This is a genomic window from Desulfoferrobacter suflitae (assembly GCF_022603395.1).
Classification (GTDB): Bacteria; Desulfobacterota; Syntrophobacteria; order Syntrophobacterales; family Syntrophobacteraceae; genus Desulfoferrobacter; species Desulfoferrobacter suflitae.
Window position 1 is genome coordinate 1 of record NZ_JAIBKA010000013.1, and the last position, 18,704, is coordinate 18,704.

13 protein-coding genes and 1 CRISPR repeat array are annotated in these 18,704 nt (G+C 53.2%); all 13 genes read right to left on the reverse strand.

All coding sequences use genetic code 11. From position 1 onward, the window contains the following. The first annotated feature begins 20 nt into the window (after positions 1–20). Positions 21–4,159: direct repeats of the CRISPR family, unit length 37 nt; unit sequence GTTTCAATCCTTGTTGTTCTGGATGTGCCTCCATCGG. Between the two features lie 153 nt (positions 4,160–4,312). Continuing rightward, positions 4,313–4,948, reverse strand: a complete 636-nt coding sequence (gene cas4, locus K1V27_RS19055) for a CRISPR-associated protein Cas4 (RefSeq protein ID WP_258931647.1) — start codon at positions 4,946–4,948, stop codon at positions 4,313–4,315. A gap of 24 nt (positions 4,949–4,972) precedes the next feature. After that, positions 4,973–5,662, reverse strand: a complete 690-nt coding sequence (locus K1V27_RS19060) for a CRISPR-associated endonuclease Cas6 (protein ID WP_258931649.1) — start codon at positions 5,660–5,662, stop codon at positions 4,973–4,975. Continuing rightward, complete coding sequence (gene cas3, locus K1V27_RS19065) at positions 5,650–8,004, reverse strand: CRISPR-associated helicase Cas3' (RefSeq protein WP_258931651.1); 2,355 nt, start codon at positions 8,002–8,004, stop codon at positions 5,650–5,652. The genes K1V27_RS19060 and cas3 overlap by 13 nt, the downstream gene beginning before the upstream one ends. After that, on the reverse strand, positions 7,979–8,698 hold the full coding sequence (cas5b, locus tag K1V27_RS19070) for a type I-B CRISPR-associated protein Cas5b (RefSeq protein ID WP_258931653.1): 720 nt from the start codon (positions 8,696–8,698) through the stop codon (positions 7,979–7,981). Before cas5b ends, cas3 begins: the two co-directional genes overlap by 26 nt. A 3-nt stretch (positions 8,699–8,701) precedes the next feature. Beyond that, a complete protein-coding gene (gene cas7b / locus K1V27_RS19075) occupies positions 8,702–9,688 on the reverse strand; it encodes a type I-B CRISPR-associated protein Cas7/Csh2 (RefSeq protein ID WP_258931654.1) in 987 nt (328 codons plus the stop codon). Then, on the reverse strand, positions 9,675–11,477 hold the full coding sequence (locus K1V27_RS19080) for a TM1802 family CRISPR-associated protein (RefSeq protein ID WP_258931655.1): 1,803 nt from the start codon (positions 11,475–11,477) through the stop codon (positions 9,675–9,677). Before K1V27_RS19080 ends, cas7b begins: the two co-directional genes overlap by 14 nt. Before the next feature lie 226 nt (positions 11,478–11,703). After that, complete coding sequence (locus tag K1V27_RS19085; RefSeq protein ID WP_258931656.1) at positions 11,704–11,982, reverse strand: AbrB/MazE/SpoVT family DNA-binding domain-containing protein; 279 nt, start codon at positions 11,980–11,982, stop codon at positions 11,704–11,706. 175 nt (positions 11,983–12,157) lie between these two features. Further along, the gene (gene cas2 / locus K1V27_RS19090) at positions 12,158–12,454 is read right to left on the reverse strand and encodes a CRISPR-associated endonuclease Cas2 (protein ID WP_258931657.1); all 297 of its coding nucleotides are present in this window, start codon (positions 12,452–12,454) and stop codon (positions 12,158–12,160) included. Between the two features lie 17 nt (positions 12,455–12,471). Beyond that, positions 12,472–13,485, reverse strand: a complete 1,014-nt coding sequence (gene cas1, locus K1V27_RS19095; protein ID WP_258931658.1) for a CRISPR-associated endonuclease Cas1 — start codon at positions 13,483–13,485, stop codon at positions 12,472–12,474. A gap of 356 nt (positions 13,486–13,841) precedes the next feature. Further along, positions 13,842–14,999 (reverse strand): protein-tyrosine phosphatase family protein, encoded by a 1,158-nt coding sequence (locus K1V27_RS19100; RefSeq protein ID WP_258931659.1) that lies wholly within the window; start codon positions 14,997–14,999, stop codon positions 13,842–13,844. Between the two features lie 271 nt (positions 15,000–15,270). Further along, the gene (locus tag K1V27_RS19105) at positions 15,271–15,642 is read right to left on the reverse strand and encodes a response regulator (protein ID WP_258931660.1); all 372 of its coding nucleotides are present in this window, start codon (positions 15,640–15,642) and stop codon (positions 15,271–15,273) included. After that, a complete protein-coding gene (locus K1V27_RS19110; protein WP_258931661.1) occupies positions 15,617–17,695 on the reverse strand; it encodes an ATP-binding protein in 2,079 nt (692 codons plus the stop codon). The genes K1V27_RS19105 and K1V27_RS19110 overlap by 26 nt, the downstream gene beginning before the upstream one ends. Positions 17,696–17,714: 19 nt before the next feature. Next, on the reverse strand, positions 17,715–18,641 hold the full coding sequence (locus K1V27_RS19115; protein WP_258931662.1) for a phosphate/phosphite/phosphonate ABC transporter substrate-binding protein: 927 nt from the start codon (positions 18,639–18,641) through the stop codon (positions 17,715–17,717). Positions 18,642–18,704 lie beyond the last annotated feature (63 nt).

Here is an 18,704-nt window from a genome sequence, read left to right on the forward strand (position 1 = left end):
AGGGACCCTCGCAATCCCGAGTTTCAATCCTTGTTGTTCTGGATGTGCCTCCATCGGGTGGCAGTTAGCCTCCGCACGCGGCATCTACCTCAGTTTCAATCCTTGTTGTTCTGGATGTGCCTCCATCGGGCCATGAGCGATGCAGATTTCAAAGCTTGGATGGATGTTTCAATCCTTGTTGTTCTGGATGTGCCTCCATCGGCACATCGATCAGGCGGGCGTCGTCCAAGGGGTGCTGTTTCAATCCTTGTTGTTCTGGATGTGCCTCCATCGGGCTTATTGCGCCTGGCGATTCAAGAGCGCTGACTGGTTTCAATCCTTGTTGTTCTGGATGTGCCTCCATCGGATATCCTGGGGTATATCATCGACCATGAGCCTTATTCAGTTTCAATCCTTGTTGTTCTGGATGTGCCTCCATCGGGTTGTTAGAACATAATTACGTCGTGTTGTATTTCGAGTTTCAATCCTTGTTGTTCTGGATGTGCCTCCATCGGGGGGCGTAAAAGGTTGTTGCACACTAAGATAGTTTAGTTTCAATCCTTGTTGTTCTGGATGTGCCTCCATCGGTTTGAGTTGTTCCAAGACAACGCGGGAAAAGCGATGTTTCAATCCTTGTTGTTCTGGATGTGCCTCCATCGGCTGCCGTGGTGGGTTCATCCAAGTTGACTTCATCTAGTTTCAATCCTTGTTGTTCTGGATGTGCCTCCATCGGGTGTGGGCTGGAACAGGATCACGTCCGGCTCCAACAGTTTCAATCCTTGTTGTTCTGGATGTGCCTCCATCGGTAAATCTCCATCCGATCACTCCTTTTTCTTCACTTTGTTTCAATCCTTGTTGTTCTGGATGTGCCTCCATCGGCGTCTAGCTGATGATCGGTCGGGATTAGTTCTGTTGTGTTTCAATCCTTGTTGTTCTGGATGTGCCTCCATCGGCCAAGACGCGGCAGAGTTCGACGGCCGCGCGGATTGAGTTTCAATCCTTGTTGTTCTGGATGTGCCTCCATCGGGCAAGGGGTGTTTTTGCGAGCGGTTATTGACAGAGGTTTCAATCCTTGTTGTTCTGGATGTGCCTCCATCGGTGGATGGTGGAAACGAACAGAGCGGCGTGTTCGTGGAGTTTCAATCCTTGTTGTTCTGGATGTGCCTCCATCGGCCGCCTTGTGCTCTTTCACCCGGTTCTTGTAATCAAGTTTCAATCCTTGTTGTTCTGGATGTGCCTCCATCGGCGGCGTTAAGTTCCATAAGAAGCAGAAAAAGCTAAGGTTTCAATCCTTGTTGTTCTGGATGTGCCTCCATCGGACGCGACCAGCTTTGCGATTTTCGCATTCACTACCGGTTTCAATCCTTGTTGTTCTGGATGTGCCTCCATCGGGCGTTGACAAGTTCCGCCTTGACGAAGACATCAACGCGTTTCAATCCTTGTTGTTCTGGATGTGCCTCCATCGGCCTGTCTCGAAAGTGACAATGTTGGTCTTGAATTGGTGTTTCAATCCTTGTTGTTCTGGATGTGCCTCCATCGGTCGTCGTAGACGTGCCAGTTGACCCCCTTGGTCCCGGTGTTTCAATCCTTGTTGTTCTGGATGTGCCTCCATCGGATTCGCGGTCGTAGGTGCGCCGGTAGGCTTCGCCTTGTTTCAATCCTTGTTGTTCTGGATGTGCCTCCATCGGCAGCTTGAAAGCGGCAAAAGCAGCGCTCATACTTTTGTTTCAATCCTTGTTGTTCTGGATGTGCCTCCATCGGCGGATCACTTGCCCGATCTGATTTTTCACCTTCTGAGGGTTTCAATCCTTGTTGTTCTGGATGTGCCTCCATCGGATGCGGGGGAGTGCCCGAGGGCTGCCGTCCCGCGGCGGTTTCAATCCTTGTTGTTCTGGATGTGCCTCCATCGGGAGGATATAGCGAGGGGATAGCGTCGAAGTACCGGTTTCAATCCTTGTTGTTCTGGATGTGCCTCCATCGGGCGCCTTGTAGTAGGTGCCAATGACCTCTCGCTGAGTGTTTCAATCCTTGTTGTTCTGGATGTGCCTCCATCGGCGGATGCCGCCGGCATGGCCGATGCCTTCGCCTGCCTGTTTCAATCCTTGTTGTTCTGGATGTGCCTCCATCGGCCGCCTTTACTTTCGCTGCGTCCGCCTCGATCTTGGGTTTCAATCCTTGTTGTTCTGGATGTGCCTCCATCGGCAAAATCAAAAACACCTTGAGCTTGTTTACGTAAAGTTTCAATCCTTGTTGTTCTGGATGTGCCTCCATCGGTATGGGTATAGCCGGGCCTGTTGTGGCCCGTGTGAGGTTTCAATCCTTGTTGTTCTGGATGTGCCTCCATCGGCTTTAATGAGCACGTTGAGAAGCATATGGACGCTAAGGTTTCAATCCTTGTTGTTCTGGATGTGCCTCCATCGGCTTCGCGCCAATCCTTGCGCCTATCGTCATAATACAGTTTCAATCCTTGTTGTTCTGGATGTGCCTCCATCGGGACCCCGGCGCTGGCCGCTATACCTGATATCTGAGGTTTCAATCCTTGTTGTTCTGGATGTGCCTCCATCGGCTGCGCGCGCGGGGATCAGCTCGCTGTTTTTCGCCGGTTTCAATCCTTGTTGTTCTGGATGTGCCTCCATCGGGAGAACATCATCATCCTCCACGGCCTTTGAACCGGGTTTCAATCCTTGTTGTTCTGGATGTGCCTCCATCGGTGGAAACAAACTGATGCCCGGTAAATCCGCCTCAGGTTTCAATCCTTGTTGTTCTGGATGTGCCTCCATCGGTGGCTTTAACGACGCCAGTTATGTTTTTATATTTCTGTTTCAATCCTTGTTGTTCTGGATGTGCCTCCATCGGGTGCCGGTCCAGATATTGGTGTGACTGGTCCCGATAGTTTCAATCCTTGTTGTTCTGGATGTGCCTCCATCGGGTGAGTAGCGTGTACGCTACCAGAGTCTGGCCTGATTGTTTCAATCCTTGTTGTTCTGGATGTGCCTCCATCGGATTTCGACCGCGCCGACCTCGATTGATTCATCCAGGTTTCAATCCTTGTTGTTCTGGATGTGCCTCCATCGGGCGGCCGGATTTGCCGGGCATCTTATCGATGATCGAGTTTCAATCCTTGTTGTTCTGGATGTGCCTCCATCGGACCGAGGCCATGATGGTGATCCGCTCGACATACGGGTGTTTCAATCCTTGTTGTTCTGGATGTGCCTCCATCGGAAAAAGCGCTTTACGGTCCCCGCCGCCCCTGGTAAGTTTCAATCCTTGTTGTTCTGGATGTGCCTCCATCGGTCTGACCGTTTCCGAATTGCTCAGCGCCTACCACAGTTTCAATCCTTGTTGTTCTGGATGTGCCTCCATCGGATAATCACCACGCACAACCACACAATCAGCCAGAAATGTTTCAATCCTTGTTGTTCTGGATGTGCCTCCATCGGGTGAGGTTTTTCAGCTCCATTTGCTTGAAGCCGACAAGTTTCAATCCTTGTTGTTCTGGATGTGCCTCCATCGGCGTCGAGTTCATCGGCGTCCCTGCCATGCAAATCGAGTTTCAATCCTTGTTGTTCTGGATGTGCCTCCATCGGTATAGGTCAAGGCGTCGATCTCAAGAATGCCTTTTTGTTTCAATCCTTGTTGTTCTGGATGTGCCTCCATCGGGTATAGCCGAGATCGGTGCCGCCAAAGGTGACTTGAGTTTCAATCCTTGTTGTTCTGGATGTGCCTCCATCGGATGATTTTTGCGTCACCCGCACCCGCAAGCACCCTCCGTTTCAATCCTTGTTGTTCTGGATGTGCCTCCATCGGCCTTTAAGCTCGTAGATTGGCAATTTCCGCTCTTTTGACGTTTCAATCCTTGTTGTTCTGGATGTGCCTCCATCGGAAGTGGAATCCTTTATGTGGAAAATCCTGGACAAGATGGTTTCAATCCTTGTTGTTCTGGATGTGCCTCCATCGGGGTGCGTGGAGCGATGAAAAATACCGGCCGGATATTGTTTCAATCCTTGTTGTTCTGGATGTGCCTCCATCGGTGCACTTGGCATAAAAGGCCGCATCGGTTCCCACCACCGGTTTCAATCCTTGTTGTTCTGGATGTGCCTCCATCGGCAATTGAACGCCCCGGCAAAATTCACCCAACACTGAGTTTCAATCCTTGTTGTTCTGGATGTGCCTCCATCGGAGCGATTTCGGGGAAACTTATTAGAAATTAATGGCTTACATTTATTTTCAACCCTCCTTATCATACTACTCTTTCGCGGATGGAGCGCTTCATTCCGCATAAATTGCTTTATCAGAGCACCGTTAACTTACTGAAAATGCCAGACTTCCTTAATTAGACCACCTTTTCGCAGATATTTCGGTAGCAGCAGTCGGCGCATCGTGCAGGGTAGCGGGTCGGATCAGGGTAGCGCCCCTTTTGCACGATTTCAAGGAATTCTGCAATGATTGTGTCCAGTTCGGAATAAACGGCCGCGGTGAGAGCGATCTCCACCAGCTTATTGTGACTGCGGGTGTAAACGATAAAGCCCCGCTGCACGGGAAGATCGAAGCATTCCCGGATCAGGCTTCCGTAAAAAGCAAGCTGATATCTGTGATTCTTGAACGTTCGCTCCTTGTATTCGGCGTACTTGTAGTCCAGCGGTGCCGCGGTACCATCCCGCAGGAAGAGGATTTCGTCGACCACGCCCCGTAATCCCCGCCGAGAGCTCAGATAAACGGACTTTTTCCGCTCGACGCAGCCGAGCTTCTTGCGTAGATAATCCGGATTGATGGTAGCTCTTTCTTCGTGGATCGTTCTTCCCTTTTGTACCTTGAACCGCTTTTCCTGGTGCTCGGGAATCTCGAGAACCAGCTCGAAATAGGTGAATCTGGGGCAGTAAAGATGCTCGAGAATGTCCGTGGCTGTTATCGAGTAGGAACTTCCATCGGCATCCTGGATCCCACCTGGGATGATTGTCTCTGACACCATTTACCTCAATTCCCACTGCAACGTTTAGCTCAAGCCGCCCAAGGACTTTATCCAGCCAAAGCCATGACTCACTGCATGCCCGATGGCGAAATCATCGGGAAGAACAGCATTGGTGACGAACCTGCCCTGAATACCGTGCAACTGCTGTTTCTTGTACCTGCACGGAACTGTTTTCTTTTCCGTAAAAGTAGCGTAAAGCCTCGTTGTAAAGTCAATCCCCAATCCCCTTAAGGCAGTGAGGATCTGCGCCTGCAGAAGCCGGTCTTCTTCGTATAGCCTATCGTAAAACTTCAATGACTTATAGTTGACATAATTTTTCTGGTTAAATACCAGTACGGGAGTTGTCAGACGATAATGAAAAAGCCGTTCTGATACACTGAATTGTGCGCATGCGGGGTTCAAGAAAACGTCGGTGGGACGCACCTCCGTACCATCGAAGTGGAACTGGAGATCCAGCCAGGGAAACTGAAGCAATTTTTCGGCCGATTCCATCCATCCCACTATTACTCCATTGTTATTCCGCCATTGATATTGGATTCGTGGGTATCGGTAGATGAAGGTGCCATTGGATTCGTGCTGGTGGAATTCACTATCCTGAACAGCGTTGAGGATGCCGCCCCGGAGCTGTGTGGCAAGAGTTTGCCTGAACCCTTTGATTGAATGGTCGAAAATGAGCTCTACCGTGGTTTTGAGGCGTTCGCCTAAAACACGCATGTCGCTTCCTTTTCGGGCAGTCGCAGAAAACCGGTTTCCCGGCAGTAGTGATCCGGAGAATCCAGCAAGATCATTGGATCGCGCTGCGGATCTCTCCTGCCATAGACCTGAATAACTCTTTCGTAGAACCTGTGGCGGATTCTTCTGAATCGCTTTTTCTTTGCAAGGTTGTCTGAATCGCCGGCATATATTGACTGGTACTCTTTCCATATAGCATCATCGACTGCCGTCCGGTTAACGAAACAAGTCAGCCGGGGCAATCCTTCTTCGATGAGCTGGAACACTCTGTCAAATGCTTGGAAATCCCCTTTCAACCAGTATTCTTCAAGATCCTTCTGATCGATACGTCCCCAGCAGCGTTGGAAATAATCCTGACTGAGGGCAAGAAAATCCTTTTCGTCGAATTTAACCGTTCCACCCGGCTTTTCTTCCGCTATTGTCAGCACATCGTTCGTCGCGTCGATGAGGGGTACATCATAGATTTTGGACCACGTTGGCTCTTTTAACTCACCGTTCTCATCTTCCCTGCAAAGCTTCCAGACATGCACCGTCCCGAGAGTCTCGCCGTTATGCCGGTTGGAACGGCCACAGCTTTGAATGATCGCATCCAGCGGTGCGATTTCGCGGTGAACCGAAGGAAAGCTAAAATCCACCCCGGCTTCAACCAGTTGCGTGGACACTACCACGCACGGGATGTTCTGTCTCAAAAGTCCCTGCACCAGACGAATTCTGGCACGCCGGTCCCACGGCGTCAAATCGGTGGAAAGCAGGATAACCCGAAGGTCTGGAAATGCCTCCTTCAGTTTCTCGAATACGCTCTTAACGGATGCGCGGCGGTTTAGAATGATAAGAGTGGAACGGAATCGTCCCTGCAGATCGGCTATCAACCGGTTACAGAGCTCTGAGAGACCGATCTTTTCGGCATGACAGAAAAGCTCGACACGCGAGAGCCCACGAAAATACTCCGGGTGATTGGGCAGCAGTTCTTTGATGGCTGGATCGTCCTGCGGAAAAATGAGCGGCCGTGTCGCTGTCAGCAAAACGAAGGTCATGTTTAGGGTGGTCGCGGCGCGGCCGAAAATGTGACGAATGGTTTGCCAGTAGCGCAGGGGTACCGCCTGAACTTCGTCCATCAGCACGATGCTTCCGCAAAGCTGCCCGGCCCGTTTGAGCTCTGAGTTGCTTGCGGAGATCAAGCTGTGGAGGAACTGATAGAAAGTGGTGATGACTATTTCACTCTGCCAGGTTTCCGTCAGCAGCGCGCCGGCATCTTCGGAATCGAATTCGGTCTCCTTTGACCGGTAGAGTCCCGGCACCAAGTGGTGATGCTTCAATAAAATGTCTTCGCGGTTTCCCAAATCGCACAACCTCATGACGTCGGCCATCACCTTGTGATTCTGGTCGATGACCGACGTGAACGGCAGGCAATAGATGATCCTGGGCGGCGCGTTTCGCATTGCGGAAAATCTATCGCGGGCATGCAGAGCTGCGTTGAATGCGGCGAGGGTTTTGCCCGAACCGGTCGGCGCGGTGAACGTGAAGAGACGATGCTCGGGGTGTGCGGCCCATTGTTCTTGCACTTCAACGGAAATGGCCTCCCGCAGGCGGTTCATTTTTTGATTCGTTCGGTGAAATTTGTGCGCTTTATAGATTGTTACCAGCTCAGCGGGAATGTGGGGTCGCGCCAAGCCCGTACCGATGGCAGAATCGACTTTATCCGCAGCGAGGAGCGAACCGTAGCCGGCCAGGAAGCCCAAAACATCGGATGATTCTGCAAAACAACTGCGGATTTGCAACATCCGGACCCCGGAGAAGCTTTTTCGAACGGCCTCTACCGTGAAGTCCTCTTGATCAAAATCTATGTCGTGAACATATCGTGAGATGTTTTCTGATATCCATACCAGGATATTTTCAAGATCCAAGGATTCGAGTTGAAGGGGCAATGCTTCATCCGTTCTAACTTGCTGCCGCACATGACTATACGCCGTTTCCCAGGAATCAAATTGCAGGTTGCCATGGTGGCGCAAGATGGAAATAAGCACGCTAAGCCTCATCCAAAGAGGCATGGATAGAATTTCTGTAGCCTTCCAGGCGACGCAGGCACTGCATAGAGAATGGCTGGTTAACCTGTCCCTTTTTTTCTTCTGCAGCCGGTTGATCTGGAAGTAAGGGGTGGCTTTCCCGATATCGTGCAGCAGCCCGGCTAGAAATGCGATTCGTCTGACCTCTTCGCCGGCGTCATAAACGGCCGCCTCCGCGGATTCTGCAACCCGAAGGAGGTGCCCGGGAAGCGGATCCCCTTGGTGGGCCAGGCATTCACAAAAAAGACATGATTTCATCATTCACCTGGTATACTTCGGCTGGTTCTCTGATGCGGCATTCGATGGGACCGGCATCGTCTGCGAGCAGAATTTCCTGATAGCGATGAACGATTCGCTCACCATCCATGGTCGCCGGAATGCGAGTGCGGTGATACCGGCGGCCCGGTTCATAGATGGGGGTAATGCCCTTTCCCAGTGAGATCACCGAATCGATGACAGCTTTTCCTGTGACTCCTTGCCGTACCTCGGCCTCCCCCAACCAATTGACGTCGGCGAGGCACTGGGCCAACCCAAGTACCGGCGTATAGACCGACTTGCCGGCTCCGAGCAGATTCTTCAGCCGATTGTGCATGGCGGACGGTAAATCGCCGACTACTACTCGGAAGGCCGGGTCTTTCAAAAACTCGTAATTCACCTGGATGTGTGTGTTGGTATGGGCACGAGGCCGGAAGTACTTGTCCGTGCCGTCTTTAGTATTGATGAGATTGACCGCCGCGCGAAATATCCGAACAGGGGTCAACAAGCGAATGGCGATCCGGGCTCTCGCCCATGCCAGTTGTTCAGGATACTCGGTCTTCGATAGACCGAGGACGGCCCCCAGCATTCCCAGCACAGCCGGTGGCGGGGGAAGTGGAAAGGTCACGGGGCTCATCGGGGAGTAGGGCTTTTTGAAATGCCCGTATTCACCACGAATATCAAAAGCGAGGGCTCTCATCGGCTAGATCTCCAGGCTCTCTACAGCGAGGCTTCTTTCCTTCAGCAAATCGATAACGCCCGCTTCATGCACGCCGTCTTTCACCCGAAGCCGTGTACTCTGACGAGCTTTGGTCGAAACGACTTTGTCATTTTGTGCTATCGCATCGAGCAATTCTGAAAGGTCGATGCAAAACTGGCTCGAATCCCGGATGGCAGTCTCTTCCTCGGGCTGGTCGGTCATTTTGACCCTGCGCTGGAGTGCTCCGATTTTGTGACCAGCCTGGCTTTCCACCACCAGCAGCAGCATGGGATCATGTCCCATCTTTGAGTGGGTATTGAGCTCAGCCGTCCCCCGCCAAAGCGCATCCAACAGCCTGTTCAGGTCTTTTGGCGACATCCCGGTCGTGCGTGCGGCGTTCTCATTGACAACCCCGTAAGCAGCAATCAAGGCATAGGGGAGCAGCCACCGTTCGGCAAACGATTTTTGCGAAGCCGTCGCCGATCCGGCAAAGGCGGCCGTTTGCTGCACCATTTGCGGAGCAACGCGATGCAGGCTGCGGTTGAACGGCATGAATTGAACCGGTCCCGTCACCTTCAAAGAAGGCTCGTTTTTCCCCATGGGCAGCGCGCAGCCAAACAGACGGGCATCGATGCATCCTTTCATGATTGCATCCTGCAGCGCCTGAAGCTTTTCGAGCCCCTTCTTGCCTTTAATGGCCTCGTCAATGAAGTTCTCGGCGCGGTCCTTTCCCTGCGAGAGAAATCCGTCCTGTTTGAAAGTGTCACGGATCAGGATTTCCGTACCGCCTTCGATCCGTTTTTCAACGTCCGGCTCAATCGCCAGGAAAAAGTCCCGAACTGTTCGTTTGATCCGCACATCGGTGACGGTGGCCACGCCGGTTTCCGGGTCGGTACGGGGCCGGTTTTCGTCTAACGGATCGCCGTTGGGATTGCAGTCCTTGGCCTCATAAAGGAACAGAATTTCGTAACGATTCTCAATCGAGCTCATTGTTCTCCGCCTCCTCGGCAAATTCAGAAATTTCTGCCAGTTCCTGGTCACCCGAAAGAGCCCTGATGCGCGACTCCAGGCTGTAACCGATGGTAAATGCGAAAGTCGATTCCTCGTTGCTGATCTTCCAATCTGCTCCGCACTTGACCCATGCCTCAGCCAAGTCCGGATCCATCTTCTTGGCCACTAAGCCGAGAGCTTCGTATTGGGCCAGCTTGTCATGTCCTTCCCGGTAGAGTCTTTTCAGATGGTCTCGTGGCAGCAGTCTTCCGACAAATTTTTTGGCGAACGGGGTGCTCCTTCGCTTGCGGTATTGGACGCTGGTAACTACAGAGACGTAGCAACCCGTTAGAAAGGCCACGGCTTTTTCCGGGCGATCGAAAAATTCAGGGTGATCGAGAATGTACTGCCCGTAAGGGCTAGCAAGAACAGCACCTTCCATAGAAGCTCCTTTCTTGTCCGGTACGATGAGATCAACCAGGCAGGCGTAACGATAAAATGCCCACGCCTGGCGCAATGTCCACGGAATAAGGGCATTCTCTTTCCTGCCGATGTAAACGAGCCGATTGACCAGGTGGTGCAAAAACTCGCGATAGCCAATCTGTTTATGCTCAAACAGGGCAACGAGCCAGGCTCGGAATACCTCCTCGCTTTTCTTTTCAGATGCTTCGGAAAAATTGCGGATCAGGTTAGCATTGATTTCAATCCGCTTTTCTTCACCTTTCCTGTCGGTATAGGTCAGGTCCTTTGCCTCGCTGATTTTGCGGCCGGCATCATGCAGGGATTTCATCCGGCTGGGGAGCACCTGCTGGACCTCTGCCTGGATTCTCCAGGCCGCATTGTCCTGTTTAAAAAAGATCAGGGCGAAAGCCATCTGGTCGGAAAAAGCTTCAAAATCTTCCAGAAAAGATTCTTCCTGGGCGATGAGATCGAACTGCTTACTACTGCCCAGTTTAAACCGGCCCGGTTTATTGGTCAGCAGGTGCTTCATCTCCTCCCGAACTTCTTCGGAATTGCTGTACGGCAGAATCATGTAACTTTGGCCGGCCATGGTGCTGGTCAGGTCATTCTCGATACGGATAACGGCACCTGAAATCCGCAGAGCGCATTCTTCGCAAACGGGAAAGTTTTTGACTCCGTTTGCTTCCTTGAATCCCCCGGCTATGCTGCCGATTTTGTCCAAGTTGTAGCAGGCCAAAAGCGAAAAATTCCCGAGCACGGTCCTGTCTTTTTGGCCACAGATAAAACAAGTCCCTTGCTCTCTGTAGCCACCGCGGGCTTTCCAATTGGCCACTACCGACGCCTGCATGTGGCGCTTGCAGCTATCCCACTCGTATAAGGGGAAAATATTGCCGTTTGTGCTTTTCGCCCAGTAGGCATACCCGCGGTGTGTCTTCCCGTCGATTTGAGCGTTGCGGGACTGCTCCTGCACCTCGGTCCAGATGCGTTTCACGTTCTGTTCATAGGCGCCTATAGCGAGAGCCAACCACTGTTCTTCCTTGGGAGATAGCTGCCCGGATTCCAGGAGGTTCTTTGCCGCTTTCAAAAGACGGTTGTCCGTTGTCTTGGCCAGCTTGCAGCAGGGGGTGTAATCGGTTCCGTTGGAAGGACCCGAGCGGTAAATCACGCTTTCCCTGTTATGGAGTACTTCAACCGAGTGGTAGTTCCCATTTTCATCAAAGCAGATAGCCAGGCCACGATCATAAACTTCGGGCATGCCTTCATTTAAATATTCGACCACTTCCGCAACCGGTAAAAGCCTACTGAACTCGGAAAGCTTCTGGAACATGGGGATTTCCTTTTTCAAATGAGCCCAAACTGTCTTTGGCCTTTTGGATTTGCTTCAGAGATTGATTATGTGGGCTCTTAATTTATCAAAATCACGGTTAAATGAAGCAACCGGTCTAGTTGAAGAAGAACTCGCGTAGAGCAGGCAGTCGACGAAATCGATGGGATGCTCCTGGTATGTGAGCAGGGCGTTGAGCAATCATGCTTTGTTTGAATTAATGTCAATATCATTTTTTCGTCTTGTTGTTTAATTCGTGTTCGCGGTTTGCATTTCGAGCAATTTCCTCTTGAATTTTCTCTCTGATTTTGTCTAACGGCTCATATCTATCGGCATATCCTTTCAGACTTCCGGCCAGGCTTTCCGCCGCTCCGGCGGCTACGCCCTTCAGTTTCACTTCGCCATTCTCGACGACGAACAAAACGGCACCGTTCTCTCCGATATTCAATTTCTTCCTAATCGATTTCGGGATTGTGATTTGCGCCTTTTTTGAGACCTTCGCATACATTTTAGTCCTTCCCCCAATATCTGGGGACCTAATTTCAAATTAGCTTGACAAAATTAATTCTTCATCACTTTTGATTTTGTCAAACTCTAGGGAGATCTTTTTGGGTCGTCCATTGGGCAAATACAACAGCTCTGTTCTGTGCCTCTAAATGACGAGGTCGAATGGGCGGTTTTTGTCAAAAAAATTTGGCCAGCAGTTCGTCGTTGACCAGTTTGCGGTCGAAGCCCTGGCCGAGCACCTGGACCCGCTTGAAGTCCTCCTGGCAGAAGGGGAAAAGGTAGACGCTGTCGACTTCTTCATCGATCAGGCTGCGGCACTTTTCCGTCAGCTCATCGAAGCGGCTGGCTTCCAGCCGGCCCAGGAAGGCGCTCTTCTGCACCCGCTCCAGCCCGTAGCGCTTGCACGCCTTGGACACTTTGCCGCGCATCTTGTCGTCGGAGATGTCGTAAATGATCCAAACCAATACGGCCATGGTTGCGGTCCTCCGGGTCAGAGCTCTTTGATGTCGAGCCAGTCGGGCCTTTGCCGCCCGGTTTCGGCCAGCAGCAGGTTGGCCAGCCGATGCGCCTCGTGCTGGATGATGGTGCGGCGTTTGACGTTTTTCCGGCGGTAGCGCACCGATTCGTCCAGGTGACTGTTCAAGGCTTCCACGATCACCGGCTTGCCGGCCTGGTTAAGCGACACGGCGCCGTCGCCGCCGTCGAAATAATCGTCTTTGATCTTCCTGCCGGTGAAAAGGTAGACCACCGTCTGTTCGCCAAAGATGCGGAACGGCTCGATGAGGTCGAAGACCATCGATTTCTTGTTGTAATTGTCGGTGTGGAGAAAGCCCAGGTAGGGATCGAGGCCGGCGAGGATACACGCCTTTTCCACCAGCGAATAGAGGATCCCGTAAGCGTAGTTGAGGCAGGCGTTGAAGGGGTCTTTGGCCGGGCGCCGCGAGCGTTCGCTGAAGCGGTATTTTTCCGGCAGCAGGGAAGCGAGGCAGCGAAAGTAACTGCGGCCGGCGGTCCCTTCCAGGCCCATGATGCGATTGCGGGCCGCGTCCAGATCGACGGTTTCCAGCGCTAAGCCGGCCTTAGATCTTTCGACGGCCTCGACGGCCGGTCGGATCGACTCCTCGCTTCCGGGCCTTGCGTGCATAAGCTTTTTCAAAAAGAGGAGCTGGTTGTTGAGCTTTTGCCCGACCATTTCGGTCGCCAGTTGCAGGCCGAGGGGACTGTCGTGCGCTTCCAGCTGCCTGCGCCGAATCAGAGCGGTGCTCCCGAGCTTGGAGAACCAGATGCGTCCCACCGGATCTCCGTACTTGTCCAGAAAGACCACATCGATGTTGTGCTCCAGGGCCAGGACCACCGCCTGGGTGGTCACCATCGCCTGGTTGGCGATGACGATGCTTTCCACTTTGAGCGGAGAAATGTCGAAGGTCTTCTCCTGCTGCTTGAGCCGAAAGCACTCGTCTTTTTGGGTGAGAAAGGTTCCCGGTGTGTTGATGACAAGCTGCATCTCTCGACACCTCGCTGGATTGCCCCAGCCATTTGGCATAACAGTTCGCTGCAGCCAGGCTCAATTTGTTTGTGTCATTTGCATTACCTTAAATTCGCACCGGTTAAGCACTTGCGATACAAGCGGGAATTCAGATCAAAACACTTCAGCAAAAAGGCAGTAGAACGGAGGTTAGAACCAAGCTGCTCGCTACCGAAGTGTCATCGAGCTTTAAAGAATATTTGTGCGTTGATTCTAGAACAGAACAATGCGTTCGTCAAACATTTGGTCACCAAAACGTGCGGACTCCGTTGCGGCAAAGGCGGGGCCTCACGCACGCCTGACCAGGGACGAGAAACTACTCCGCGGCAGGCGGGTTAGGGAGCGGCGTCGAGCGAATTCTGGGCGCGGCTGAGCCATTCAAAATACTGCTGAATGAACCTGCCGGAAACGACGTCAGGAAGCGCAAAAAGCAGGCCGTCTTCCTGCGGAAAGAGCGAAGTCAGCGCGTACCACATGTCAGCCGAGATCTTCTGCCGGGCGACCAGAAACTGTTCGTAGACGGACGGCACGTGATCCTCGCCCGGCGCCCGCATGGACCTGCCGATATCGGCGGGGCTGTCGAGATAATCCCGGGGAATACCGTAGATTCGGCACGCGATGGGGCGAAAGGGATACACCACACATTGTGTGTTCACACTGAGGGGGCATCGAATTTGCGCCTGGCTGTAGGCCGCTTCCAATTCGGCCCTGCGGTCGCCCGCTAGACCCGTCCCGGAAGGCAGAGATTTTCGCACCCGGCGCATGGCTTTTGCCGCTTGCACCGCCCGTTCGATGGCCTGTCGGCGTTCTTCTCCCGGCAGCACTTTGTTCATGTGGTGACTGAGATAGGCTGCTTCCACAAAGCTGAGCTCAACATAGTTGCAGCAGCAGCCGTCCGTCCGGGAACCGCAACTGAGCAGCCCGGAGTGCTTCTCAGAAGCCTCTTCAAACAGTGTATCCACACGCTCGAGCAATGCCCGGCAGTCGGTAAAAAAGCCGCTCAGGTCAACGACTCGTCGGTTTTCCAGGGAAGGCTCGCGAATGGTCAGCTTGCCCGACTTCTTGCTGTATTTTCGCAACAGCCTCCACTGGGAGAAACTGCTGTGCATGGAGCGGGCTTCGGCCACTTTTTTCCTGGCAAGTTTCAGGGCGAAACCCTTGCGCAACAGATACGCCGCAACAAAAGTCGCCGTTCTGCCCATGCCGTAGCGGCAATGCACCAACACTTTCTTGCCCAGGTAGATCGCTTCGTCCAGCCAGTCGAGCGCTTTTTCCAGTTCCGGTTCGGGGGGTGCATCATCATCGCACACGGGCAGATAGTAGACCTCGAAACCGCTGGTCTGCTCGATTTCGTGAAGATCGCAAAATTCCGCGCAAAGATTGATGATCGCCCCTATGCCCTGCTCTCTTATGGAATCCAGTTCCGCATAGGACATCGGGGCATGCCCGAGGGCGAGATTATCGGTTATCCAGGAAAGCTCATATGCTGCCATGCACGCCATCTTTCTGCCGGTTGCAATGTTCGATTCTATCCATACCGTTGGTTGATAAAAAGCTTGGTTCGCGTGGTCCGGAATTTTGATGGGTTTCGTTTCACTTCACCCATCCCGCCTTCGATCCACCGCGCAGACCAGGACGTCTTGCGGGATGGATAAGCTGGTCGATCCGAGGTATCCTGGATGACGCCGGCGGTCGGCTCCAACACAAATCGCTCAATCGAGGTACCTGCTGCCGCGTCTCAGCCGGGTCCACTGCCCGCCGGCGTCAGGGGATCGCTTCCCGGGCCAGCACCTGCTCCACCTTCTCCTCCAGTTCGTCCTTATCGATCGGCTTTACACAGTATTCCATAGCACCGTGGCGCAGAGCCTCGCGCGCCGATTCGAGGGTCGGGTAACCGGTCAGCATGATGGCGCGGATGCCCGGATCAGCCTTCCTCATCTCGGCAAGCACTTCGACTCCGTCTATCTTTTTTAATTTGATGTCGAGAATCACCAGGTCAACCCTATTTTTTCTAACATGGCTGATGGCTTCTTCCTCTTCGGTGAAGCACAGGACCTGGTGCCCCTTTTTTTCGAGAATCCGCTTCAACAGCGTAACCGCATCAAACACATCATCCAATACCAGAATTGTGGCCATGCAATCCCTTTCCCTCAACAATCGTGGCACCCTCTTTGGCGGCGGGCAGGCGTACGGTAAAAACAGTGCCCCTGCCGTTTTTCTCCCGCGCTAAGCCGCTGCCCAGATGCTCGGCCAAAGCCGCCGGCAGCGGGCTCTGAACTTCGATGGTACCGCCGTGCTCTTTGACAATGCCAAAGGTAACGGAGAGTCCCAGGCCGGTCCCCTTGCCCACCCCTTTGGTGGTGAAAAACGGATCGAAAATCTTATCGATGCTTTCCGCCGGAATACCGCCACCACTGTCGGCCACCGAAAAAAGCACCTCACTTTCTCCCCGGCGAGCGCTTGACACCATTATGGTGCCGTCGCTTCCAATGGCATCGAAAGCGTTGTTGAGGAGGTTGACCACCGCCTGCTTGAGCTTCTCCACATCGCCCACCACCGGGGGGAGATCGCCTTCCAGCCGCTTTTCCACCTTCACTCGTTCCAGGCGGAAGGTATGCTCGACCACGGTCAAGGCCTCCTCGATGACCGAATTGACAAGCACGGGAGACATCCGGCTCTCCGACTGGCGTGCAAAGCGCAACAGGTCCGAAACGATTTTTTTGCAGACCTGCGCGTGTTTTTCGATGGTCTTGAGATCCGTGTACAACTGGCTGCTTTCGTCCACTTCCTCGATGAGCAATTGGGCATAGCCGATGATAATGCCAAGGGGCGTATTGATTTCATGGGCAATCCCTGCGGTCAGCTGCCCGACGGCTTCCATCTTCTGTGACTGGGTGAGCCGTTCCTGGAATTTTTTCAATTCGGTGATGTCTCGGCCGCTGCACAAAAGCCCAATGATGTTTCCATCACCGCCGCGCACCGGCAATTTCATCAAGTGGATCCAGCGTTCGCTGTCGGCTTTGCCGACGCATTCTTCCTTGGTGAGCGATTCACCAGTGGAAAGCACCTTCAAATCCTCTTGGCGGTTGGCCCTGGCCCGATGCTGAGGAAACAGGTCGTAGTCGGTCCTTCCCACGATGTCCTCCCTGCTCTTGCCCACAATCTCGCAAAACGCTCGGTTTACCGCACGATACACCGAATCGCGATCCTGCAGGCTGACAAAATCGGGAGTCGCATTGAGAATCGTTTCCAGCAGCTGCTGCTGCTCGCTCAAGGTCTCCCCGACGGCCTTCAGCTCGGAGAGGTGATTCTTGAGTGTGCGTACCATGAAATCAAAGGATTCGGCGAGGTTCTGGATTTCATCACCCGAGCAGGCTGTATATACAGGACATTGATAGCAGCTCTCTATTTTTTTGGCGTACTCGCCTTCCACACAGGTGGTGCAGAGTGTTCCCGCCACGTACCAGCAGCGCAGGTACGGTTCGTGGTAGGCCGGGCACTCCTCTTGGTCGCACTGCATGATGTCCCAACAGTTCTTCTTGAGACGCGGCGCTGTTTTGACATCGAGGTTTCCCCGCATCACCTGGTCGATGGCCTGGTGAAGGGACTCGATGCGCGTGCCGACGGCCCGGGCAAGAACCGCCCCCACCAGTCCCAAAAGGACGGCGACCAGAACGGTGGAGAGCAACATCAACCAGGAGAGACTCTTGATCGCCTGATTCAGCCGCGTGCGCAACAAACCGATGCGTACGGTTGCAAAGCGCTCTCCGGCAATCAGGACGGGCACGGCGAAATCGTAGATGAGCTGCTCACCGGTATCCAGCAGGCGCCTGCTGTAGTCCTGGGAATCCGCAACGCTGTTCACGCCCTGCAGCTCAACCGGAAATCCCCTGGGGAAAGTGTGCACCAACACATCTTCCCGATCGTTTAAAATGAAAGCATAGTCCACGTCTTCATTCACGTGAACCGCTTCATCCACCAAATTCTTGAGGCGCAGAAGGTCCATGGCCAGGATGGGCTCGGACGCCCAGGCCGCCAGGTTGTCGGCAATGAGAAAGCCGCGGCTGGTATGCTCCTCGAGCAAAGCGTTGCGCATGATACTGCTCGCCACGGCATAAATACCGCCCCCGAACAGGATCAGGATCAAAATCAAGCTGAAATAGATTTTGCTTCTGAGGCCCAGCTTCATAGTCGATGCGGAGTCCCCCTCATTTGGAAAGATCCATCCCCAACCTTTCAGCAAGGTTCCGCACAGCGTCGAAATCCTGATCCTGTGCGGCAATGATGCCGAAGATGTTGGCCGCGCGCAGGATCTCCTCCTGCTGGGGAACACCGTTGGACAGCTTGCAGAGAGCCGTCTTGATCGTTGTGACGATATCGGTCGGCAGACCTTTTCTCGCAGCGAAGACCCAGCCCGGATACCAGCGTGTGTTGGCAATGACTTTTATGGCACTGATATCTATTTTATTGGCGACAACATCGAGGGTCCCTTCCCGGATCGATCCAATGTCGTATTTGCCTGCATACACCGCCAGCACCACGTTCTCCTGTTTGCCGCCCGGCCCCGGAGCAAAATCGATCTTGGCGAAATCATCCGGTTTGATGCCGTTTTCAATAAAATGCCCGAGGGGATAGAGGTACCCACCGGCCGAGCTCGGATCCACCGCAATCCACCGTTTGCCGCGGCAATCGGCAAGCGTTCTGATTTCCTGGTTGTCGGCCCGGCAGATGATCTGACCTCGGAAATTCTCTTTGCCGTACACCTCCACTGCCCGCGCAAATGCCCGTGCTCCAAAGCGATCCGCCATTTTGACATAGACGAAGGGATTGGAATAGGAAATATCGATTTTTCCTTCGCCCAGCATCTCGACATGCTGATCGAAGTTGTTGGGAAATATCTGTTTGACGTTTAAACCGGTCGTTCGGCTCAGGTATTCTACCAGCAAGTGCTGCCGCTGGTAGGAGACGGTATGGGAATACTGGGGAAGAAAGGCGTAGGTAATCGCCTCCTCCTGCTCCACAAGAGTCTTGTTCTGCTTCCTGCTCAGGTCGACTCTCACGGCCGGCTCCTCATTACCGCAACTCGAAAGGAGCAGTAGACCTGTCAGAACAAAGGCATAGAACCTGCTTCGCATCGTTCACCCACCATTTTCACAGCCCAAAAGCGCGCCACCCCCCCCGGGGGGAGACCAACCACC

Bases quoted from the DNA above. Each gene is read 5' to 3' on its own strand.
- K1V27_RS19060 (WP_258931649.1), bottom strand. From the start codon at position 5,662: ATGCGTGTTTTAGGCGAACGCCTCAAAACCACGGTAGAGCTCATTTTC.
- cas2 (WP_258931657.1), bottom strand. From the start codon at position 12,454: ATGGCCGTATTGGTTTGGATCATTTACGACATCTCCGACGACAAGATG.
- K1V27_RS19100 (WP_258931659.1), bottom strand. From the start codon at position 14,999: ATGGCAGCATATGAGCTTTCCTGGATAACCGATAATCTCGCCCTCGGG.
- cas5b (WP_258931653.1), bottom strand. From the start codon at position 8,698: ATGAGAGCCCTCGCTTTTGATATTCGTGGTGAATACGGGCATTTCAAA.
- cas1 (WP_258931658.1), bottom strand. From the start codon at position 13,485: ATGCAGCTTGTCATCAACACACCGGGAACCTTTCTCACCCAAAAAGAC.
- K1V27_RS19085 (WP_258931656.1), bottom strand. From the start codon at position 11,982: ATGTATGCGAAGGTCTCAAAAAAGGCGCAAATCACAATCCCGAAATCG.
- K1V27_RS19080 (WP_258931655.1), bottom strand. From the start codon at position 11,477: ATGTTCCAGAAGCTTTCCGAGTTCAGTAGGCTTTTACCGGTTGCGGAA.
- cas3 (WP_258931651.1), bottom strand. From the start codon at position 8,004: ATGATGAAATCATGTCTTTTTTGTGAATGCCTGGCCCACCAAGGGGAT.
- cas4 (WP_258931647.1), bottom strand. From the start codon at position 4,948: ATGGTGTCAGAGACAATCATCCCAGGTGGGATCCAGGATGCCGATGGA.
- K1V27_RS19105 (WP_258931660.1), bottom strand. From the start codon at position 15,642: ATGGCCACAATTCTGGTATTGGATGATGTGTTTGATGCGGTTACGCTG.
- K1V27_RS19110 (WP_258931661.1), bottom strand. From the start codon at position 17,695: ATGAAGCTGGGCCTCAGAAGCAAAATCTATTTCAGCTTGATTTTGATC.
- cas7b (WP_258931654.1), bottom strand. From the start codon at position 9,688: ATGAGCTCGATTGAGAATCGTTACGAAATTCTGTTCCTTTATGAGGCC.
- K1V27_RS19115 (WP_258931662.1), bottom strand. From the start codon at position 18,641: ATGCGAAGCAGGTTCTATGCCTTTGTTCTGACAGGTCTACTGCTCCTT.